This is a genomic window from Pseudomonas sp. ADAK2, from assembly GCF_012935755.1.
Lineage (GTDB): Bacteria > Pseudomonadota > Gammaproteobacteria > Pseudomonadales > Pseudomonadaceae > Aquipseudomonas.
Genome location: NZ_CP052862.1, coordinates 408,138 through 429,393, shown reverse-complemented (window position 1 = coordinate 429,393; position 21,256 = coordinate 408,138). Strand labels below are relative to the sequence as shown.

15 protein-coding genes are annotated in these 21,256 nt (G+C 60.4%); 4 read left to right on the top strand and 11 right to left on the bottom strand.

Annotation, left to right across the window (positions count from 1 at the left end):
- Positions 1–48 precede the first annotated feature (48 nt).
- Together HKK52_RS02055 and HKK52_RS02050 are read left to right on the top strand one after the other, a co-directional pair.
- The gene (locus tag HKK52_RS02055; RefSeq protein ID WP_169369107.1) at positions 49–768 is read left to right on the top strand and encodes a FadR/GntR family transcriptional regulator; all 720 of its coding nucleotides are present in this window, start codon (positions 49–51) and stop codon (positions 766–768) included.
- Between the two features lie 177 nt (positions 769–945).
- Positions 946–5,643 (top strand): dermonecrotic toxin domain-containing protein, encoded by a 4,698-nt coding sequence (locus HKK52_RS02050; protein WP_169369106.1) that lies wholly within the window; start codon positions 946–948, stop codon positions 5,641–5,643.
- A gap of 60 nt (positions 5,644–5,703) precedes the next feature.
- Here HKK52_RS02050 and HKK52_RS02045 read toward each other — a convergent pair whose 3' ends face one another.
- From HKK52_RS02045 to HKK52_RS02005, 9 genes are all read right to left on the bottom strand, one after another.
- Positions 5,704–8,079 carry an efflux RND transporter permease subunit gene (locus HKK52_RS02045; protein WP_429515129.1) on the bottom strand — a complete coding sequence of 792 codons (2,376 nt, stop codon included), beginning with the start codon at positions 8,077–8,079 and terminating at the stop codon, positions 5,704–5,706.
- A 39-nt stretch (positions 8,080–8,118) separates the two neighbouring features.
- A complete protein-coding gene (locus HKK52_RS02040; RefSeq protein ID WP_169369104.1) occupies positions 8,119–9,171 on the bottom strand; it encodes a WD40/YVTN/BNR-like repeat-containing protein in 1,053 nt (350 codons plus the stop codon).
- Between the two features lie 690 nt (positions 9,172–9,861).
- Positions 9,862–10,119 (bottom strand): hypothetical protein, encoded by a 258-nt coding sequence (locus HKK52_RS02035; RefSeq protein WP_169368735.1) that lies wholly within the window; start codon positions 10,117–10,119, stop codon positions 9,862–9,864.
- Between the two features lie 244 nt (positions 10,120–10,363).
- Entirely contained in the window at positions 10,364–13,021 is a 2,658-nt protein-coding gene (gene pepN, locus HKK52_RS02030; RefSeq protein ID WP_169369103.1) for an aminopeptidase N, read from the bottom strand.
- A gap of 10 nt (positions 13,022–13,031) precedes the next feature.
- Positions 13,032–13,862 carry a DUF2797 domain-containing protein gene (locus tag HKK52_RS02025; protein WP_178117437.1) on the bottom strand — a complete coding sequence of 277 codons (831 nt, stop codon included), beginning with the start codon at positions 13,860–13,862 and terminating at the stop codon, positions 13,032–13,034.
- Positions 13,859–14,119, bottom strand: coding sequence for a YeaC family protein (locus HKK52_RS02020; RefSeq protein ID WP_054047564.1), 261 nt, complete (start codon positions 14,117–14,119; stop codon positions 13,859–13,861). The genes HKK52_RS02025 and HKK52_RS02020 overlap by 4 nt, the downstream gene beginning before the upstream one ends.
- Before the next feature lie 33 nt (positions 14,120–14,152).
- Complete coding sequence (locus tag HKK52_RS02015) at positions 14,153–15,022, bottom strand: rhomboid family intramembrane serine protease (RefSeq protein WP_169369101.1); 870 nt, start codon at positions 15,020–15,022, stop codon at positions 14,153–14,155.
- On the bottom strand, positions 15,019–15,993 hold the full coding sequence (locus HKK52_RS02010) for a metallophosphoesterase (protein ID WP_429515923.1): 975 nt from the start codon (positions 15,991–15,993) through the stop codon (positions 15,019–15,021). The genes HKK52_RS02015 and HKK52_RS02010 overlap by 4 nt, the downstream gene beginning before the upstream one ends.
- The gene (locus tag HKK52_RS02005; RefSeq protein ID WP_010459816.1) at positions 15,990–16,880 is read right to left on the bottom strand and encodes an NAD(+) kinase; all 891 of its coding nucleotides are present in this window, start codon (positions 16,878–16,880) and stop codon (positions 15,990–15,992) included. The genes HKK52_RS02010 and HKK52_RS02005 overlap by 4 nt, the downstream gene beginning before the upstream one ends.
- Positions 16,881–16,985: 105 nt before the next feature.
- On the opposite strand from HKK52_RS02005, the gene HKK52_RS02000 reads away from it, so the two are divergent.
- Positions 16,986–17,936 carry a DUF1853 family protein gene (locus HKK52_RS02000; RefSeq protein WP_169369099.1) on the top strand — a complete coding sequence of 317 codons (951 nt, stop codon included), beginning with the start codon at positions 16,986–16,988 and terminating at the stop codon, positions 17,934–17,936.
- Between the two features lie 108 nt (positions 17,937–18,044).
- Here HKK52_RS02000 and HKK52_RS01995 read toward each other — a convergent pair whose 3' ends face one another.
- Both HKK52_RS01995 and HKK52_RS01990 read right to left on the bottom strand, forming a co-directional pair.
- Positions 18,045–19,328, bottom strand: a complete 1,284-nt coding sequence (locus HKK52_RS01995) for an arsenic transporter (protein WP_169369098.1) — start codon at positions 19,326–19,328, stop codon at positions 18,045–18,047.
- A gap of 222 nt (positions 19,329–19,550) precedes the next feature.
- A complete protein-coding gene (locus HKK52_RS01990) occupies positions 19,551–20,654 on the bottom strand; it encodes a DUF2855 family protein (RefSeq protein ID WP_169369097.1) in 1,104 nt (367 codons plus the stop codon).
- A 54-nt stretch (positions 20,655–20,708) separates the two neighbouring features.
- Here HKK52_RS01990 and HKK52_RS01985 point away from each other — a divergent pair, with 54 nt between their 5' ends.
- Entirely contained in the window at positions 20,709–21,245 is a 537-nt protein-coding gene (locus HKK52_RS01985) for a TetR/AcrR family transcriptional regulator (protein WP_169369096.1), read from the top strand.
- Positions 21,246–21,256: the final 11 nt, after the last annotated feature.

The following is a 21,256-nucleotide window of genomic DNA, read 5'->3' as shown; positions in this document are numbered from 1 at the left end:
TGCTATCATGCGCACCACCCCCACCCGCCCAGGATCGCGCCGTTCCCCATGGATTACCGCAAACCTTCCGACCGCAAAAGCATGCATTCGCGCATCGTCCAGGAACTGGGCATGCAGATCGTCTCCGGACGCTTCAAGCCCGACGACAAACTGCCCGCCGAAGCGCTGTTGTGCGAGGAGTACGCGGTCAGCCGCCCGGTATTGCGCGAAGCCACGCGGGTACTGGTCGCCAAGGGCCTGGTGTATTCGCGGCCGCGGGTCGGCACGGTGGTCAAGGCGCGCAAGGAATGGCACATGCTCGACCCGGACGTGCTGCACTGGTTAATGCAAAGCAGCCCGCAGAATGAATTTTTCGGCCTGTTGACCAGCGTGCGCAGCATCATCGAACCGGCCGCTGCCGCCCTCGCCGCGCAGTACGCCACCGACGCCGACATCGCCTCCATCGGCGAAGCCTACCAACGGATGGAAGCCGCGCCGACCCCGGAAGCGCTGCTGCAACCGGACCTGGACTTCCACAGCCGCATCGCCGACGCCACCCACAACGACCTGCTGGCCAACCTGTGCAACATGCTGTCGGTGGCGATTGCCGAGGCGTTGAAGCATTCCAACCAGCGGCCGAACCTGCATGAACTGGCACTGCCACGCCATAAGGCGATTCTGACCGCCATCGAGAATCGCGATGCGCTGGGCGCGCGGCATGCGACGCTGGTGCAACTCGATGACGCGCGCAGTGCGCTGAATGTGGTACTGGGTACAGATCATTCGTAATCAGTAACAGGTAAGTCTGCAAACATGTAAGCCGCTACCGACAGGTCGCGGCTTTTTTGTGTCCGTTGGCGGCGCGCCTTACCCCATTAAACCGATCAAGGTGCGGTAACCGGATACCGCACCCATCACGTGCCAAGGCTTTATGTTCAAGGCATCAACCATGCAAAGGATTGCAACATGCCTGTACCTTCGTCGCCCGCTGCGGGGGCGTATACCGAGATCATTGCCCGCACCATCAGTGCCCGATTCAATACCCGCCACACCCTGCGCTCGGCAACAGCCAGCCTGCTCAAGGACGAGCTGCTGGAAAAATACCCGCTGCTGGATTTCGACCCGACCCGCACCCTTCTCGCCCAACCGCAGCCGGAGGGCGGCTGGCGTCTGACGTTGCTGCTGGATGTGGTCCTGGCCTATCTGGCCAACGGCGTTTCGCCGGTGCTCAACGAACAGTTTGGCCGTGCGTGCTTCCTGACCAATACCGCGCCTGTGCACCTGAGCACTGGCAGACACGAACCGGACATGCAGGTCATCGCCGAGATCATTCTTGAGATGCCATCGCTGGTGTTCGTCGGTTTTCAGGAAGCGCTGCGTGATTACTGGGATGAGCCTGTCGACGCCGGGGTCAGTCGCTGGCAATGGCTGGGGGATTTGCTCAATGGCGTGCTGAAAGCGTCGGCGGTACGTCGGTCATCCACCCATACGCTGCACGCCGATATCCTCACAGAACTGACCCGCTATCCCGATCAACAACAGCGCCTTGAGGCACCTGGGGCAAACGGCGTGATCCACGCCTTCGTTGTTGAAACCACCCTGCGCAAAGATCAGCGCTCGGTCACGTTGCAAAGCCCCGATCTGCTGGTGTCCTGCGGGGAAACCCTGCTGCTGTGCAGCGTGGCCGGCGACATTGAATCATTCCCTTCTCTGGAAGCGTTTGGCCGGGTCTGGGGCGCACGGTTTGAACAGGCATTCGTCGCCGATGCCATCACCTGGAAACGCTACGAGCCCGACGGCAATCTCTTCGATACTCAGGCTGCCCTGCTACTGAACCAGCAACTGGAAGACCTGGCCGCGCTCAAGCTGCCAGCCGGCCAACCTTTGAAGGTTCTTGAAAAACGCTACGCGGCGATCACCGATGTGGCGGCGCGGTTCATGGGGGCCCAAGCGGCACCCAACCCGATGCTTTTCCAGCACATCGAGGCCAGCCTTCCCGAGTGGTTGCAAACGGCCGGCGCTGTTGATCGCATGGCCTACCGCAAGCAGGTTCTGGCGCTCGCCAGCCTCAAGCAACAAACCGCTGGCCGCACCTTCCAGACTGGCATCGACGACCTGCACACCTTCGCCAGAAAAGCGCTGCACACGCAGATGCTGGCAGACCAGCCCCAGGCCCCCGGCTACAACGCCGACGAACTGGAGCTGACCTTTCATGTGCCCGTCGGCGATCTGGGCAGCGGTTACATCGAACCGGTCAAAATGACCCTGACCGAGTTGGCGATCAAAAACCTGGCAAGCAAGCCCAAAGGCCGGATGACTATCCGCCACACGGGAGGACAACTGATCCAGGCCTGGACCACCGAGGCTTATCTGCTGGACCTGGTCAGCCGGGTCAACGTCGGCCAACGTTATCCCGAACTGATTCGCACGCAGTTGCTGGCCGACACTCCCGAGGCCCGCGAACGGGCGCGGCTGTTTGGCCTGGAACTGGCCGTCCACTTGCCGATGCAGGCACTCGAACAGTCGATCAAGGCTGAGCATGGCTTCACCCGCCAGGGCTACCGCTATGTCGAAGCCTTGATGCAGCGCACCGAGGCCGAGCGCTATGTCGATGAGCAGCAGATTGTCCTGCGCCCGCTGGCCTTCCAACGCAAAACCGGGGCTGATTGCGATGTGGCCAGCAACCTGTTCATCATCGAACCCCGCGACCTGACAGTCGATGGTCCGCGCATTCTCTACCGGCCCCTGTATTCGCCGGCCCTGCTGCAATACCCCAGCCGACAAGCCCTGATGAGTGCTATCGCCCAAGAGGGGCCAGTGCAGACCAGTGTGCTGACCTGGCTGTCGGATCGTGCCCGGCCGCTTTACCAACACAACGGTTTCAACGAGCCGCACATCGTTCACTTTCATCCGGGCGATGAATTCGCGCGCCCTGAAACACCAGAACCCGCGATTCTGCTGGGTAACGAAGCCGCTGAAGACTGGTTGGCCGCCCTGGAAAAAGGCCAATTGATGAACCGGTTGTTCGACAGCAATGCCCGCGCGCTGGTCGAACTGGCGGATCGGCAATCGGTGTCCAACACCGAAAGTCGCTGGGCGATCATCCTCGAAGGTGGCTGGCTGCTGTTCAACAACCTGGTCCTGCCGCTGCTGCGCGGTCCGGCCATGCTGGTGGGCTGGATGCTGCAACTCACCCACAGCCTGATCCAGGATCTTCCGGCCCTGGACAGTGAGGACGCCACCGCTCGGGAGCAGGCCTGGGTTGATGTGCTGCTCAATCTTGGATTAGTCCTGTTGCATGTGGCGCAGGGCCGGGAGACGCCGCTTTCCAGCGACTCTCAAGCCCCCCACATTGCCGCCGCCCCGCTGCGCCGGTCCGTATCCAACATGATTACCGACCCCGTCGTGACTCAGGCTGCGCCCGGTTTACCCTCCGAACCACCGGGCAGCGGCCACACTTTGCTCGACTTCAACCTGTCGACAGCCCGCGATTCATCCTCGGCCCGATTGTTCGAGAAGCTGCAGGCGGTACGCGTTCCATGGCCATCGCCGCTGCCGAAGCCAATCGCGAGCGGTCCGTTCAAAGGCCTGTTCAACCTCGGCGGCCCATGGCACGCCACTGTTGGCGGCTTGTTGTTTCGCGTGCGTATCGTGCCCGGCTTTGGCGAGGTCTTCGTGGTGCACCCCGACCATCCTGACCACCCCGGGATCAAGCTCAAGACCGATGGCAACGGTCACTGGTCGCTGGACCAAGGGCTGAAGCTGGTCGGTGGCGGTCGCAAAGGCAGAATCGCCGCCGAACGCGAAAAAAGACAACAGCGCATCGAAGAGTTGAACCTGCAATATGAAGAACACGTACAGCAACAAGTTCGGGTGCAACAGCGCGTCAACATCGCGGATGACTTGATGCTGCTCAAACTGCAAGACACCGCCAGTACCGAACAGGAGCGAACGACATTCCGCAAACGCTTCGTTCTGGAACTGGACAAGCAAACCAACGGTTATGTCACGCTGGTTGCCGGACTCCAGGAGAAGAGCCAGTTGACCGGTCAACCTGTCGACTATCAGTTGCTGAGCAATGTGCTGGAAAACATCATCAACAATGTTCGCAAACGGATCGTAATCGCTGACTTTGATCGTGAAGCCGCCAACGTGGGTTACAGCGAATACAGCAGCGGCACCGAGCAAGTCTATGAAGCCCTGAAGAGCGAGGGCGATGTGGTGGTGGGTCGTTACTTCGATTTCATGCGCCGAATCAGCGACATCAATGAAACCATGATCGAGTCCTTCGAAGAGGTAGACAGGCGGCTGGAAGAGCTGAAACAGATTCCGTTACTGGGGGCCAAAGCCTGGCAACGCTTGACCATCGGCCGAGCGGAAAATGAAATGACCGCCCTGAGGGTCAAGGTGTATCACTTGATCATCTTGCGAATCCTCAGCGTCAAGGGCTTGAACAACGACACCACGCTTGCCCTGGAAGAGGCGGTCGACCCTTTACTGATCTTGTCGCGATCCCATGCCGAGCTGCAAACCGCCCACGTCTATGAGCCCGGCGATCGTATCGATGTGCTCGATAGCCTGGTCGATCATTACAACAAGGCACAGGATGCATTGGGCAGCATCGGGATTTTCCGCGCCGATGAGCTGGAGATGCACGCCTTCAACCGCCTGCGAATAATCATCGACCAACTGCGCATCGATGCTGAGCAGCGCCTGGCTCAAGAGCTTCAGCGAAGCACAGAGGAACAGGCGCAAACCTCTTCGTCGGCCGGCCCTTCGACAGGTATCAGCAAAAAACCGCCGAAATCCCCTTCGGCCACGACACGCCGGAAAAAGGTCATCAAAACAACCAAAGGTACGTTGATTGGCGAAATTCGTCCGCGGATTGCCGATCAGGGCGGTGACATCGTCGATATCAATGGGCCTCTGGATGACAAGCCATTGGCCTCTTTCCATGAACATGAGCCCAATGTGTGGGTCGAGATTGTTGAAGCCCGGGAGCCGGCACCTTCGGTGATATCGCGTCCTTATCCGCAACTCAAGGGTGACGCCCGCAAGGCGGCGGCGAAGGTTGAAGAACAGGTGCAGAAGATCGAGGGCTACGCCAAGCGCGCCAGTTCACCCAGGGAAATTGAAGAACAACTGCAACGGGAAGCGAAAAAGCTCAAGCGCTATGCCGATGACCTCGAAAACCACGAGGAGGCGCCGCCCGCCAACGAGCGCGATACCGCGTTTATCGGCGAACTGCGGGACAAGGCTCGTGTCCTGGACAACAAGGCCATCGAACTGCGCACCCGCATGACGCTGGACCAGGCGCCAACCGGCGACGGCGTCGAGTACTTGCTGCGTCACAACGAATTGTATGTGCGTGCCGTCGGCACCCGGGTGCAACTGAAAACCGGACGTCGGGACTTCATGCAGGAGTACGCCTTGCTGAAAACCGATAATCAACCCTGGTGGTACGCCCACTTCCATTACGCAGCGCTGGACAATGCCAAGGCCGATTACACAGTGGCGCATCTGAAAACCAAAGCGCAGCGCTATGAAACCTACGAATCGGCGCTGGCCAAGACCCAGGATCCGAAGATGGCGATCGCGATTCATCACGGCGTTATCGGCAAATCCCTTGCCGAGCGTGACTTCTTGCCGCTGCAACCGCGCTGAATCATCGCCCATAAAAAAGCCGCAACCCTCGGGTTGCGGCTTTTGCTCCATCGCTGAAGGTCAGTGGGCAAACAACGAATTGCCCTTCTGCCCCGCCAGTTTCTCCGGTTTGATCAGGAACCGTGCCAGCGCCGGCAACAGCCACAGTGCGCCGAACATGTTCCACAACAGCATGAAGGTCAGCATCAGACCCATGTCGGCCTGGAACTTGATGGCCGAGAAGATCCAGGTGCACACGCCGATGGCCAGGCACAGGCCGGTGAACAGCACGGCTTTACCGGTGGACTTCAGCGTCTGGTAATACGCCTCTTGCAGCGGCAAACCGGCACGCAGGAAGCTTTCCAGGCGGCTATAAATGTAGATGCCGTAGTCCACGCCGATCCCCACCCCCAGCGCCACCACCGGCAGGGTCGCAACTTTCACGCCGATGCCCATGAACGCCATCAGGGCGTTGCCGAGCACCGAGGTCAGCACCAGCGGCAACACGATGCACAGGGTCGCCGCCCAGGAACGGAAGGTAATCATGCACATGGTCGCGACGCAGATGTACACCAGGATCAGGATCGTCAGCTCCGATTCCTTGATCACTTCGTTGGTCGCCGCTTCGATCCCGGCGTTACCAGCGGCGAGGATGAATTCCAGGCCGTCCTTGTTGTTGTCCTTGGCGAAGTCCTGCACCGCATGCACCGCGCGGTCAAGCGTGGCGGCCTTGTGATCGTTGAGGAACACCAGCACCGGCGCCAGGGAACAGCTGTTGTTGTACAAGCCGTCAGCCCGGGCGATGGAATTGTTCAGCACGTCCGGGTTGCGCGACAGGGTTTCCCATTTCAGGTTGCCTTCGTTCATACCCTTGATCATCTGCTTGGACACGGTCACCAATGAGATCGCCGACTGCACGCCCTCGGTGTTCTGCATCTTCCACATCAGCTCGTCGATCGGCGCCATGGCTTCGTAGCGCGAGCAGCCTTCGGCCTTGGTCTTGACCATCACCACCAACACATCGGAACTGGTGGAGTAGTTGCTGATGATGAAGTTGTTGTCCTTGTTGTAGCGCGAGTCCGGACGCAGCTCCGGCGCGCCCTGATCGAGGTCGCCGATTTTCAGGTTCTGGCTGTACCAGAGGCCGCCGCCAAAGGCGATCAGGGCCAGGGCAATGGAGATCGGTGCAACTTTCGGGCTGGCGAAGTTCGACAGCAGGCGCCAGAACGGGTGTTCGCGGTGCGCGTCCTTCTTGCTGCGCTCGACCGCACGTTTGCTGATGCCGACGTAGGAAATCGCCACCGGCAGCAGGATCAGGTTGGTGAACACGATCACCGCCACGCCGATGGACGCGCCGATGGCCAGCTCGCGGATCACGCCGATGTCGATAATCAGCAGCGTGATAAAGCCCACCGCATCCGCAAGGATCGCGATCATCCCCGGCAGAAACAGTTGGCGGAAGGTACGTCGCGCCGCGGTCAGGGCGTTGTCCGCCTCGCTGGACTGCAAGGCGATGCCGTTGATTTTCTGCACGCCGTGGGAAATACCGATGGCGAAGATCAGGAACGGCACCAGCATCGAATACGGATCGAGCCCGAAACCGAAGAAGTGCATCAAGCCGAGTTGCCAGACCACCGCCACCAGCGTCGTACTCAACACCGCCACGGTGCTGCGCATGCAGTTGGTGAACCAGTACAACAAGATCAGGGTGATGACGAAGGCGATGCCGAAGAACATCACCACCATGACAAGGCCATCGATCAGGTCGCCGACTTTCTTGGCGAAACCGACGATGTGGATTTGCACGTTGGGGTTCTGTTTTTCAAACTTGTCGCGGATCTTGTCTTCCAGCTCGTGGGAGAACTTGCGGTAGTCCAGGGCCAGCAACTTGCCCTGGTCCTGGGGGTCCGGGTAGGACTCCAGCAGCGGGATGTCGACGATGCTCGACTTGAAGTCGTTGGACACCAGGCGCCCGACCTGGCCGGACTTGAGCACGTTGTTGCGCAGCAGGTCGAGGCTTTGCTGGGAGCCGTTATAGCTCTGCGGGATCACTTCGCCACCGGCAAAGCCCTCCTCCGTCACCTCGGTCCAGCGCACGCTCGGGCTCCACAGCGACTTGAGGCCGGAACGGTCGACGCCAGAGATGTAGAACACTTCGTCGTTGATCTGGCGCAGGGTCTCCATGTACTCCTTGGAGAAGATATCGCCGTCAGTGGCTTCCACCGAGATGCGCACGGTGTTGCCCAGGTTCGCCAGATCGTTGCGGTGCTCCATCATCTTCTGAATGAACGGATGCTCGAGCGGGATCATTTTTTCGAAACTGGTGGACGGCCGGATCAGCGTCGCTTGCCAGAACAGAAAGATGCTCACCAGCAGGCAGATGACGATCACTGCCGGGCGGTTGTTGAAAATCAGGCGTTCGAGAAACGTCGCCTTGTCTTGATGATGACTTGTCATGGATGTCATAGCTCCGCCCTTCTTATTATGTGGCCCGGCTTATTTGCCCAGCTCGGCGCCGGTTGGCGAAGTGGCGCGAACGCCGCCCTGTCCTGCCAGAATCAGATTGCCGTTACCTGCAGCCGTCACCGACGACACGGAAATCCGGTCCGGTCGGTTGAACACGGAGAAGGTTTCGCCGTTGTCGCTGCTGCTGATCACCGAGCCGCCGTTGCCGACGATGACGATGGAGCCGTCCTCCAGCAGCGTAGCGCCGGACAGGCCGAACTCCAGGGTGCCGCGTGCGGCTTTCAGCTCGACCGGCTCCCAGGTGGTGCCGAAATCGGTGGAGCGAAACAGGTTTCCGCGCAAGCCGTAAGCCAGCAGCGTGTTGGGTTGAGCGGTGCCGATTACGCCGAACAGCGAGCCTTCATACGGGCCTTCGAGCTTTTCCCAGGTCTGCCCCCAATCGGCGGAGCGGAACATGCTGCCCTGCTCGCCGACGATGAACAGCCCGGCATCCTTGACGGCGGCGATGGCGTTGAGGTGGAACTGGTCTTCGTTGTCGAGGCGGTCACTGGCGTCTTCCCAGTTTTTGCCGCCGTCGGTGGTTTCCATCAACGCGCCATACGCGCCCACGGCAAAGCCGCTGTTGACGTCCTTGAACCAGACGTCGAGCAGCGGCGATTCGCGTTTGAGGTCTTCGAATTGTTTGGTCCAGGTGACGCCGCCGTCTTCGCTGGCGAGGATTTGCGCGTCATGGCCGACGGCCCAGCCGTGTTTGTCGTCGACAAAGAACACCGCCGTGAGCAGTTGCCGGGTCGGCACCTTGGCCTGGGTCCAGGTCGAACCCTGGTCATCGGAATACAGAATGTGCCCGCGATCCCCGACCGCCACCAGGCGTTTGCCGGCGTGGACGACATCGAGCATCAGGCTTTTGGCGGCCTTGGCGGACTCAACGGAATAAACGGCATCGGCTGCCGGCGCGTCGGCGGCCAGCACCGGTGCCGACAACGCGGCACAGCCCAACAGCGAGAGCGCTGTAGCCAGCAACGCGTACTTGCGTAATGCCGGCGGGCGGCAAATACCCACACCCATGACAGGCTCACTCATAGACCTTCCCCCATTATTATTGTTAGGTCGTTCAACCTTTCAGGGCGCCGTAAGGGTGCTCGTGGCGATTGACTGGTTAGGAGCATAGTCCTGAAACCCGCAACCCAGAGCCCCTTCGGAAGCTGGCTTATCCTATCGGGCTTTGGAAAGGTCTGACAATCGACGCCACGTTATGTTTTGTTAACCTGAGGGGTATGGGGTGTCGGTGAATGGTTGGGTATCAGGTGGGGTGATTTTTGTGTGTATATCCGTTTCTTCGGTAACGGCGGCTGGCGGTTTCGCTCTTACAGCGAGTCACTTTCGAAAAGCGCGAAAGTAACCAAAGCGCTTTTGCCCCTTTCGTTCGGTGCCTCGCTTAGGCTCGGCATGCCCTCGCTCCGGTCCTGCTCCGTGGGCCCGCCGCCATCGGCCATCCATGGCCGGGGGCGGCTAACCCGGCATCCATGCCGGGTTGCCCACTACGCAGAACCTCCACTCCGCCTCTCGAGGGGGCGTGCATCGCACGGCGAGGCGGCCTACCGGCCGGCCTGTTTCGCCTGCGCGTACACCCGAGCGACCGCTCGTGCCGACGCTCCGCGTGGGCATGCATCCCGTGACGCTCTGCGTCACCAGCGCGCAGGATTCAGACTTGCGTCGTTAGCGGAACGCAGAGCGTCCCCGGCGGCATTCCCACGCAGAGCGTGGGAACGATCACAAACACACCCCCCGTAGGAGCTGCCGAGTGAAACGAGGCTGCGATCTTTTGACCTTGACCTTGACCTTGACCTTGACCTTGACCTTGACCTTGACCTTGACCTTGACCTTGACCTTGACCTTGACCTTGATCTTGATCTTGCTTTTGATCTGCCCCGTCGGACGGCCGAGCGGAGGTTCTGCGCAGTGGGCACCGCGGCAGGGATGCCGCGGTAGCCGCCCCCGGCCATGGATGGCCGATGGCGGCGGGCCCACGGAGCAGGACCGGAGTGAGGGCATGCCGAGCCACAGCGAGGCACCGTACGTCAGGGGCGAAAGCGTTTTGGTTACTTTGGCGCTCTTCCAAAGTGACCCGCTGTAAGAGCGGAACCATAAGAAGCCGTTACCGCAGCAATGGATATGTACCCGATCAAAAATCCCGGTCGGCAGTGAGGCCGCCTTCGCGAGCAAGCCCGCTCCCACAAGGGTTCCGGGTGAACCCTGGGGGAGCGAGCCAGACTCAGGCCAGGCTTTTGCTGACCACTTCAAACACATCGCTGGACAGCTGCCCCGAAGCGCGAATCCGCTCCAGCTCCCCTTTCATCAACGCCTGACGAGCATCGTCATATTTGCGCCAGCGAGTCAGCGGCGCCAGTTGGCGTGAGGCGATCTGCGGGTTAAACCCGTTCAACTCAATCACCAGATCCGCCAGGAAGCGATACCCGCTGCCATCCGCCGCATGGAAGTTGATCAGGTTCTGCCCGGCAAACGCACCCACCAGCGCCCGCACCTTGTTCGGGTTCTTCATATTGAACGCCGGATGCTCCATCAACTGACGAACCCGCGCCAAACCACCCGGCAACGTGCTCCCCGCCTGAACACTGAACCACTGGTCCATAACCAGCGGATTGTCCTTGAAGTGCTCGGCAAAACTGGCCAATGCCTTGGCCTTCTCGTCTTCGAACGACGAATTGACCAACACCGCCAACGCCGTCAAACGCTCGGTCATGTTGTCGCTGGTTTCGAACTGTTCAAGCGTCGCCGCCAACACCTCAGGCTTGCCGCTGAGCATCAGGTACGACAGCGCAATGTTCTGCAACGCACGACGGGCGAAGTGCTCGGCCTCGGCCACGTACGGGGTTTTCTTCGACAGGTCGCGGTTGGCCTGATAACGCAGCCACAGCGCTTCGAACAAACCTTCCGCCAATTGCTTGCGGGCAAATTCGCGAGCGATGTGAATAGCGTCAACATCAGCCACTTCGCTGATTTCTGTCAGATACGCCTCACCCGGCAGCGACAGCATTTCCGCGACCATGGCCTGGTCCAGCGTTTCGTCGCTCAGCACAGTTTGCAATGCCGAAATCAGGCGCTGATCCAGCACCAGTTTCTCGCCCTTCTGCTGCTGGGCAATCAGTTCTTGCAGCACCTGCACCGACAGTTGCTGACCGGCATCCCAGCGATTAAAGCCATCGCTGTCGTGCTGCATCAGGAACATCAGTTGATCGCGGTTGTACGGGAAACTCAGCTTCACCGGCGCCGAGAAACCGCGCAGCAGCGAAGGCAATGGCTGTTCAGCGATGTCAACGAAAGTGAAAGTCTGTTCGGCTTCAGTCACCGAGATGACCCGCGAAGTGCCCTGTGCCGAAGCTTCGCCCGACAGACGCAGCGCAATCGCCGCACCTTTGGTGTCCAGCAGCCCCAATTCCACCGGAATCACGAACGGCAGCTTTTCAACTTTGTCCGGGGTGGCCGGGCAGCTCTGGCGGAAGGTCAGGCTGTAGGTTTTCGCCGCCGCGTCGTAGGACTCGCTCACCGCCAAACGCGGTGTACCGGCCTGGCTGTACCAGCGTTTGAACTGGGTCAGGTCAACGCCATTGGCGTCTTCCATGGCCTTGATGAAATCGTCACAGGTCACGGCCTGGCCGTCATGGCGATCGAAGTACAGGTCGCTGCCTTTGCGGAAGCCTTCGGCGCCGAGCAAGGTGTGGATCATGCCGACCACTTCCGAGCCCTTTTCGTACACGGTCAGTGTGTAGAAGTTGGAAATCTCGATAAAGCTGTCCGGGCGCACGGCGTGGGCCATGGGGCCGGCGTCTTCGGCGAACTGGTGGGTGCGCAGGTAAGCCACGTCCTGGATGCGCTTGACCGTGGCCGAGTTCATGTCGGCGGAGAAGCCGGAATCGCGGAACACGGTGAAGCCTTCCTTGAGCGACAACTGGAACCAGTCGCGGCAGGTCACGCGGTTGCCCGACCAGTTGTGGAAGTATTCGTGGGCGACGATCGCTTCGACCCGCTGGTGCGCGGCGTCGGTGGCGGTTTCGGCCCGGGCCAGCACGGCGCTGGAGTTGAAGATGTTGAGGCCCTTGTTCTCCATGGCGCCCATGTTGAAGTCGTTGACCGCGACGATCATGAAGATGTCCAGATCGTATTCGCGACCGTAGACCTCTTCGTCCCAGCGCATCGACTTCTTCAGGCTGTTCATGGCGTGCTGGCACTTGTCGATGTTTTCCGGCTCGACATAGATGCGCAGCGCGACGGTGCGCTCGGTCATGGTGGTGAAGGTGTCTTCGACGCACCACAAGTCACCGGCCACCAGCGCAAACAGGTACGCCGGTTTCATGAACGGGTCTTCCCAGCTCGCCCAGTGCCGGCCGTCTTCGCCAGGGCCCGAGGCGATCGGGTTGCCGTTGGACAGCAGCACCGGATAGCTGTGCTGCTCGGCGACCACGGTGGTGGTGAACTTGCTCATCACGTCCGGGCGGTCGAGGTAATAGGTGATCTTGCGGAAGCCTTCGGCCTCGCACTGGGTGCAAAACATCCCACTGGATTTGTACAAACCTTCCAGCGCGGTGTTGGTTTCCGGGTGGATGCGCACGCTGGTGTCGACCGTGAAGCGTTCGCTCTTGGGGTGCAGGGTCAGGTGGTTCTCGGTCAACACATAGTCGGCGGCGGTCAGTTCGCGGTCGGCCAGGTTCACCGACAACAACTCCAGCTGCTGGCCATCGAGCACCAGCGGTGGCAGGCCCGGGCCGCGCTCGGGATTGCGGCGCATCACCAGTTGCGCATGGACCAGGCTGTGGTCCTCGAACAACTCGAAGGTCAGGTGCGTCTCGTCGATCAGGTACTCGGGCGCCTGATAGTCCTTCAGGTAGATCATCTTCGGTTGTTCGGTGCGCATGCTGGAGTCCTTAACTATGCACGGCGAGTTGATAGGCCGTGTATTTACGAATATTGATCACGCCGGTGTCGAAGATCAGGTATTGGCCCTTGATTCCCAACAGCGTGCCTTCGGCAATCGGATTCTTGTCCAGGTTGAAGCTGACGATTTTGGCCGGGTATTGCTCGATCGGATAGCGGATCTCGAGGACATCGACATCGGCAATAGTCTGGATTGCCTGTAGGCCGAATCGTTCCTGCAAACCTTGCAAACCTTCAGCGCAGCTATCGAATAGTTGATCGCGAACCGCAGCCAGGTCCACCGATGCCGCGTCGCCCTTGAGTAAAGCACGCCAATTGGTCTTGTCAGCCACTTGGCTGCGGAACAGATCTTCGACGAAGCCCGACTGCTGACGGGTGGAGACGCGCATGATCGGCAATGCCTGACGAGCGCCCTGGTCGATCCAGCGGGTGGGCATCTGGTTGGCGCGGGTAATCCCGACTTTCACCCCCGACGAGTTGGACAGGTAGACGATGTGATCGGTCATGCAGAACGTCTGGCCCCACTCCGGCTCACGGCAGGTACCGGCATCGAAGTGACAACGCTCCGGGCTCATGATGCAGATGTCGCACTGGGCCAGTTTGGTCATGCACGGGTAGCAGTAACCCTGGCTGAAACTGGTTTTGGTCTTGCGTCCGCAATGGGAGCAGAAAATCGCCCCCAAGTATTCCAGGCGTACCGTCGAGCCGATCAAGGGATTGACCGGCACCTCAGTGTCGCCCAGACGAAAAGCGTACTGCACGTTCGGCCCGTCCAGGCGTGCCGACATTTTGCTGATTGCACCGCGGCCAATCTCGATCAATGGATGGCATCCGACTTGAACAGAATGTTCGGCACGCTGATCGACTTGGAACTGCATTCCTGCGGGCCCATGTAGCCGGTGCGTTGTTCCTCGGGCAGGTTCTGGATTTCCCAGGCGATCATCGCTTGCAGGGACAGTTCGCGCTGCTCGGCGGTGAGTTTGCCACCGTCGGACCATTTGCCGATTTCCACCGCCAGTTTCAGGCTCTGGTAGATGTCCGGGGTGATGTTCTTGATCATTTCGTTAAAAGAGGACATCAGGGTCTCCGCGCTCTTTATTGACATAACTATTTAGACGGCGAGTTTACGGCGGTTGTACAAACCACCCAACAAACCGGTGAAGCATCCGATGAGTAACCCGCCGACGTGGGCGGCGTTGGCAATTTCACCGAAGCCGATCATCGAGATCAGCCCGGACATGCACACCACCAGCCAGACCAGCATCATCACCAGCACGCCGCGGGGTAAACGATAGGCTGGGTTCGGCGACAGCAGCTGGAAGATCCAGCAGTGCCCGAGCAAGCCGTACAGCACGCCGGACAGACCACCAAACAAGGTCGCACCGCTGAACCAGTACTGGGCGTAGTTGGACACCAGGCTGAACAGCAACGTCAGGCCGATCAGGTTGACGCTGCCCTGCCGCGCCTCGATGCGCCGCCCCAGTTCCCAGTACCACATGCCGTTCATGGCCAGGTGCAGGAAGCCGAAGTGGATCAGCATCGGCGTCACCAGGCGCCACCACTGCCCCGCCGCCAGACCTTCGTCCAGCGGCGTGAACTCGATGTAGTCACCGATTACGCGGAAATCGAGGAAGGTGAACCAGTGCAGGGTGTTGAGGTTTTCACCGAGCACCGTCACCGCGCCGACGATCAGGCACAACAGCAGAATGCCTGCGGTCGCCTTGCTGTGGCGCAATTGCTCGACCAGGCCGGGACGGCGTGGGGTCTGCGCTACCGGGATGTCCAGTTGTTGATCCGGATCACCCGCCGGGAAGCGTTCGTACAGCGAACGCACGTCCTCGCTGATGTTGGCCGGCACCCACAGCACTTGCTCGCCCGCCTCTTCGCTGACGCGATGGGGCACTTGCATGCGTTGCAGCAGCTTGACGAAGCCGCTCAAGTCCACCGCCAACGGCAGACGCAAAACCGCCACCTTACTCATCGCAAGGCCTCCGGCCGCTCAACGTCGACCCAGACAAACTTATGCGGGTCGAGCCGGGTTTCCTGGTCCAGGCGGTAAGCCACCAGTTTGCCGTACAGCACCGCGCTGTAATCCAGGCAGGCCAGGTTCGGCCGGATCGGCGCCGGTTTGCCGCTGCGCCAATAGTGCCCGACGAACAGCAACGGCTCGTCGATGCCATAGCGCAGCAAGGTGTTTTTCTCAGTGGAAGACAATGGCGTACGGGCCACCGGCTCGGGCAAGGCGTCAGGCTGGAACACAATGTCTCCGTAGGTTTGCGGGTCGTCTTCCCAGAATTTGGTGCGGAAGAACGAACGCGTCAGGCCATCGCCACTGGTCATGGTCTGGCCATCGGGCAGGCGCATGTCGGTGCCGCGCAGCAGGCGGTCGAACACGGTGCAGGCAAAACTGCCGGGCACGGCCGAGGCCTGGAGGAAGTGTTCATCAACGCAACCGTCGGGAAATAGCGCGCGCAACGGTTCGATCAGGCCCGAATCCCAGCAGGCATGCACCACGCGGAAACGCCCGGCGTCGACGAACAATGGCAGGTCGTAGAACCATTGCTGGAAGTCATGCCAGTCGCCCGGATGATCTTCAAACTGAGTCAGGGTTTCCCCCAGCAATCGGGCGTGGCGCGGGGTGTGTTCGCGCACGAACTGCTTGCCGCTGCCGGGCGGCGCCGGGGTGCTCCAGCCGAGGGCATTGAATTCATGGTTGCCCATGATGCACAGCGCCTGGCCGGCCTCGACCATGTCGTGGACGATGTGCAGCGCTTCACGAATGCGTGGGCCGCGGTCGATGATGTCACCGACGAACACCGCCATACGCGACGGATGCCGCCAGACGCCACCGTGTTTGTGATAACCGAGCCGGTCGAGCAAGTGCTCAAGGGTCAGAGCGCAACCGTGCACGTCACCGATCAGGTCGTAGCTACGCGCGGGATCGAGCATCAGTCGCCTCCACCACCCAACCGACTGCCCCAGCCAAGCTTGGTCCGGCACACTTCATAATAGTTGTGGTCGAGAGGATGGATCAGCCGCAACTTCTGGGCTTTTTTGCTGATGGTGATGGTGTCACCCGGCGCGCAGGTGAAATGGTTCTGCCCATCACAGGAGACTTGCGGGTAGATCTGCATATCCTTGGACACGACGATTTTCAGCTCACTGTTGCCGTCGACCACAATTGGCCGGCCTGACAAGGTATGGGGGTACATCGGCACAATCACAATAGCGTCGAGCTTGGGATGCATGATCGGGCCACCCGCAGAGAGTGCATAAGCGGTCGAACCGGTCGGCGTGGCGACGATCAGGCCGTCGGCCTTCTGGCTGCAGACGAACTGGCCGTCGATGTACAGCTCGAACTCGATCATTCGCGTCGATTTGCCGGGGTGCAGCACCACGTCGTTCAGCGCATCGCCCTGACCGATGGCCTCGGCGTGGCGGCGGACTTCGGCCTGCAGCAGGAAGCGGTTTTCCACCAGGTAGTGGCCGTCGAGCACTTCGGCGACTTTGACTTCCAGCTCATCCGGGCGAATGTCGGTCAGGAAGCCCAGGCTGCCACGGTTGATCCCAAGCACCGGAATGTTGTGGCGGGCCAGCGCGCGGGCAGCGCCCAACAGACTGCCGTCACCACCGACCACAATCACCATGTCACAGACTTCGCCGAGCATCTTGCGCGACGAGGTTTGCAGGCCGTGTCCCGGCAGGACTTCGGCGATGGTGTCTTCGAGGATCACGTGCAGGTGACGATCGAGCAGAAACCGTTTCAGTCGGCGGACGGTATCCAGCACCTGCGAACTGCCCAGGCGACCGATGATGCCGATATTACGAAATTGCTCCATGGGGCTCCTGCGAGGTTCTGCGTCGGGCTAAAGCGACGATTATGGGCGAAAGCGCGGGATAGACAAAATCCTTTAAGCCATGACTTAAGAGGCTATGCTCGCAGAATGATCTTATTCCCGGATTTGCTCCAGCTACCCCACCAGTTACGCCACCCGGAAGTGCGCGACCTGGCGTGGGTCATCCTCGCACCGCCGATGCTCGGCGAACCGCCGTGGCCGCAGCGTCATCCGCTGGCCGGCAGCGATTGGGTGCAGGCGCCGGAAGGCCTGGAACGCTGGTTGCGGCAACTGGATCGCGACAGTTATGACTTGCTGCACTGGCTCGCGCAGTCGCGCACCCGGCGCCTGGGCCTGTATTACGAGCGCTTGTGGCAATACGCGGTGCGGCATGCGCCGGGTATCGAGTTGATCGCCGCCAACCTGCCGATCCGCCGCGAGGGTCACACCCTCGGTGAGCTGGACATGCTGCTGCGTGATCGCGATGGCGTGCATCACCTGGAGCTGGCAATCAAGCTCTACCTCGGCCCGCAGAATGGCGATGGCCACGACACCGCCCAGTGGCTCGGCCCCGGCTGTCACGATCGGCTGGACCGCAAACTGGCGCACTTGAGCCAGCATCAACTGCCGATTTCCGCCCGGCCGGAAAGTCGTGAAGTGCTGGCAGCGCTGGATATCCAGCAGTTCAGCGCGCATTTGTGGCTGGGCGGCTACCTGCTGTATCCGTGGCCGGGGCAGTCTAACTCGCCGAGCGGCGCGCATCCGCAGCATTTGCGCGGCAGCTGGCTGCATCAGAAGGATTGGGCGGACTTTGTCGTGCAGCGCCCGTCCGGACGCTGGCAACCCCTGCCCCGCCATGCCTGGCTGGCGCCGGCGCATTATCCGGCGGAGCAGACCTGGACCACCGAACAGTTGCGGACCTGGCTCGGCGAACTTGAGCCGTTGGCGCCGGCGCAGTTGATGGTGCGGCTGGTCGAGAATGCCAACGGGGATTGGGAAGAAGCCGAACGGCTGTTTCTGGTGGCGGATCTTTGGCCGAATGTGCCGGGCAGTGGTTGAGGATTTGTGGTGTCTGGGCGGGCCTCTTCGCGGGCAAGCCTCGCTTCCTACAAGGACGCGCGGACAATCTGTAGGAGCGAGGCTTGCCCGCGAATGGGCCGCCACGGTTTAAATGGACAACCGCACCGCCAACGCCGCCAACGTCACCAGCAACACCGGCACCGTCAGCACAATCCCGACCTTGAAGTAATACCCCCAGCCAATCTTGATGTTCTTGCGCTCCAGCACATGCAGCCACAACAACGTCGCCAGACTGCCGATCGGGGTAATTTTCGGCCCCAGGTCGCTGCCGATGACGTTGGCGTAGATCATCGCTTCCTTGACCACGCCCGTGGCCTGGCTCGCATCAATGGAGAGCAGGCCGATCAGCACCGTCGGCAAATTGTTCATGATCGATGACAGCAGCGCCGTCAGCACCCCGGTGCCCATCGCCGCGCCCCAGACGCCGTAACCGGCAAAGCCGTTCAACCAACCGGCCAGGTAATCGGTGAGCCCGGCGTTGCGCAGGCCGTAGACCACCAGGTACATACCGAGGGAGAAAATCACGATCTGCCACGGCGCCTCTTTCATCACCTTGCGCGTGGAAATCTTGTGGCCGCGGGCGGCGATGGCCAGCAGCAAGGCCGCGCACACCGCTGAAATCGCGCTGATCGGAATGCCCAACGGCTCCAGGGCGAAGCAACCGACCAGCAGGATCACCAACACCGCCCAACCGGCATAAAACGTGGCTTTGTCGTGGATCGCCGTGGCCGGGTCTTCCAGTTGTTCGGGGTCGTAGGCCTTGGGAATGTCCTTGCGGAAAAACCACATCAACATGCCCAGTGTGGCGGCGACGCTGACGAAGTTGACCGGAATCATCACCGCCGCATAGCGATTGAAGCCGATATGGAAGAAGTCGGCGGAAACGATGTTCACCAGGTTCGACACCACCAGCGGCAGGCTCGCGGTGTCGGCGATAAACCCGGCGCCCATCACGAACGCCAGGGTTGCGGCGGGCGAAAAGCGCAGCGCCAGCAACATGGAAATCACGATCGGCGTGAGAATCAGCGCCGCGCCGTCATTGGCAAACAACGCCGACACCAATGCCCCGAGCAACACCATAAAGGCAAACAGCTTGCGCCCGCTGCCCTTGCCCCAGCGCGCCACGTGCAACGCCGCCCAGGCAAAGAACCCGGCTTCGTCCAGCAACAGGCTGATGATAATCAGTGCGACAAAGGTGCCGGTGGCGTTCCAGATAATCTGCCACACCAGCGGGATGTCACTGAGGTGCACCACCCCGAAGAGCAGCGCCAACACCGCGCCAAACACCGCACTCCAGCCAACGCCGAGGCCTTTGGGTTGCCAGATCACCAAGGTGATGGTCAGCAGGAAAATCAACGACGCAATGAGCATGCACAGCAGCCTTGAACAGACAATCGGGATGGGGGACATGCAACAGAGTGAAAGGCCGGGGCGATAATTCCGTGGACGGACGCAAAATCCCGCCACACCTGAATCCCCTGTAGGAGCGAAGCTTGCCCGCGAAGGCGTCGTGTCAGTCAACATTGATGTTGAATGTGACGACGCCTTCGCGGGCAAGCTTCGCTCCTACAGGGATTGTTGTTGGGTCAGTAATTACAACTTGATGACATGCCCTTCGCCCGGCGCAACCTGCCCATGAAACAGCCGGGATATTACACGTTGCGCGGCTTCATAGCCTTCACTCTCAACCACCTCGAGCAACGGCGTGGACGTGGCCGTCAACAACCCATAAAACCGCTGCAACCCTTCGCCAATATGCTGGCTGACCTGTTCCGGGCCCCATTCGGCATTGCGTTTGCGAATCTGGATCGGCGCAAAAAAGAACACCGGCTGCGGCCCGGAGATCGCGGTCAGTTGCGCCTTATCGGTGCTCTGGGCGGAGCCGGCGAAACAGCTGTAGACCAATCGAGCGGCGAAATGCTGATGCACACGGTCGCGCAGCTTGAGGTCGCCGGAAAAATCCACATATAGCGTCGGACGATCATTGGGCAGGCTCTCCAGTTCGGCATAAGACACCGTGCGTTCGTAACAACCCAGGGTTTCGACAAAGGCTTTGTTATCGGCCGAGGTCAGGGCTATCCGTTCCAGGCCGGGACTGTTTTCCAGGCACATTGCGGTGCCAAAAGCGGTTTTGCTCGATGCACTGGAGAACACCACCCGGGTTGCACCGAAAAACGCCTTGTCTTGTAGGAAGTCCGCCAACATCCACGACGTCAGGAACAGCGGCTTGAGCAAAATCTGCAGGTTTTCGGTGCCTGGCGTGTAGTACGAATCCCAACTGCAACGGGTGTATTGGTTGTAGGCCGAGGCCAACGCCTGGCGGTGTTCGGCCGAATCGTAAAAGCCGCGCTCGGTAACCCGGCCCGGACGCATCCACAAATGGCTGGCAATCGGGAAGTAACCGTAGAAGCGCTCACCCACCTTGATGCCCACGACATCCGATGCCACGACATCGGCAAACCCCCACGCCGGGATGTGGCCCCATTCCGTCAACCCCGTAGGAAAGAACCCCCAGTAGTTCATCGAATCACCATACGCCGCGTAGGTAATGTTGTTGGTGGTCAACGCGCAGCGATCGATCTTCAGGATGATCTCACCGGGTGCCGGGATCAGGCTGCGTTGTTCCTGTTCGATCCGGCTCTGGTCAAGGGCATTTTTACGGGTGATGAGCCGTGTTACCGTGCTCGGGCTTTGCATCTTTCAAACTCCTGCTGCGAGTGAGTAGCGGAAGCACCAGAGTAGTCGCAGCCCATGAAAAGCGGGTTCGGAAACACCAAGGATGGCGCGGCAACCGTCAATCCCCGCGCCAAACCGCTGAAACGGCCAAGTCAGGCGCGCGCGATCTTCACCGTCGAGGCAATTTACCAGGCGTTTGTTCGGATTTGGCAGCGCGACGGCTGGTCGGGGCTGACCACCCGCGAAGTCGCACTGGAAGCAGGCGTGGCCATTGGCACGCTGTACGATTATTTCCCGAGCAAAGAAGCCTTGTTGTCCGGTTATATCCGGCATTCCCTCGATGAATTGTTACGGCACCTGGACGAACAGGTGGTACAGGCCAACGACCTGGACTGGCTAACCCGGATCAAACGTTTGATCTGCCTGACCTGCGAGCCGGACGCCGTGCGACAACCGCTGTTCAACCATGAAGTGTTTGTGATCGAACATCAAACCGCCGCCTGGCTGTCGGAAATGGAGACGATGATTTGTAGCCGATTGCTTGAGCGCCCTACCCCCTGTAGGAGCGAAGCTTGCTCGCGAAGGCGTCGTCCCATTCAACATCGATGCTGACTGACACACCG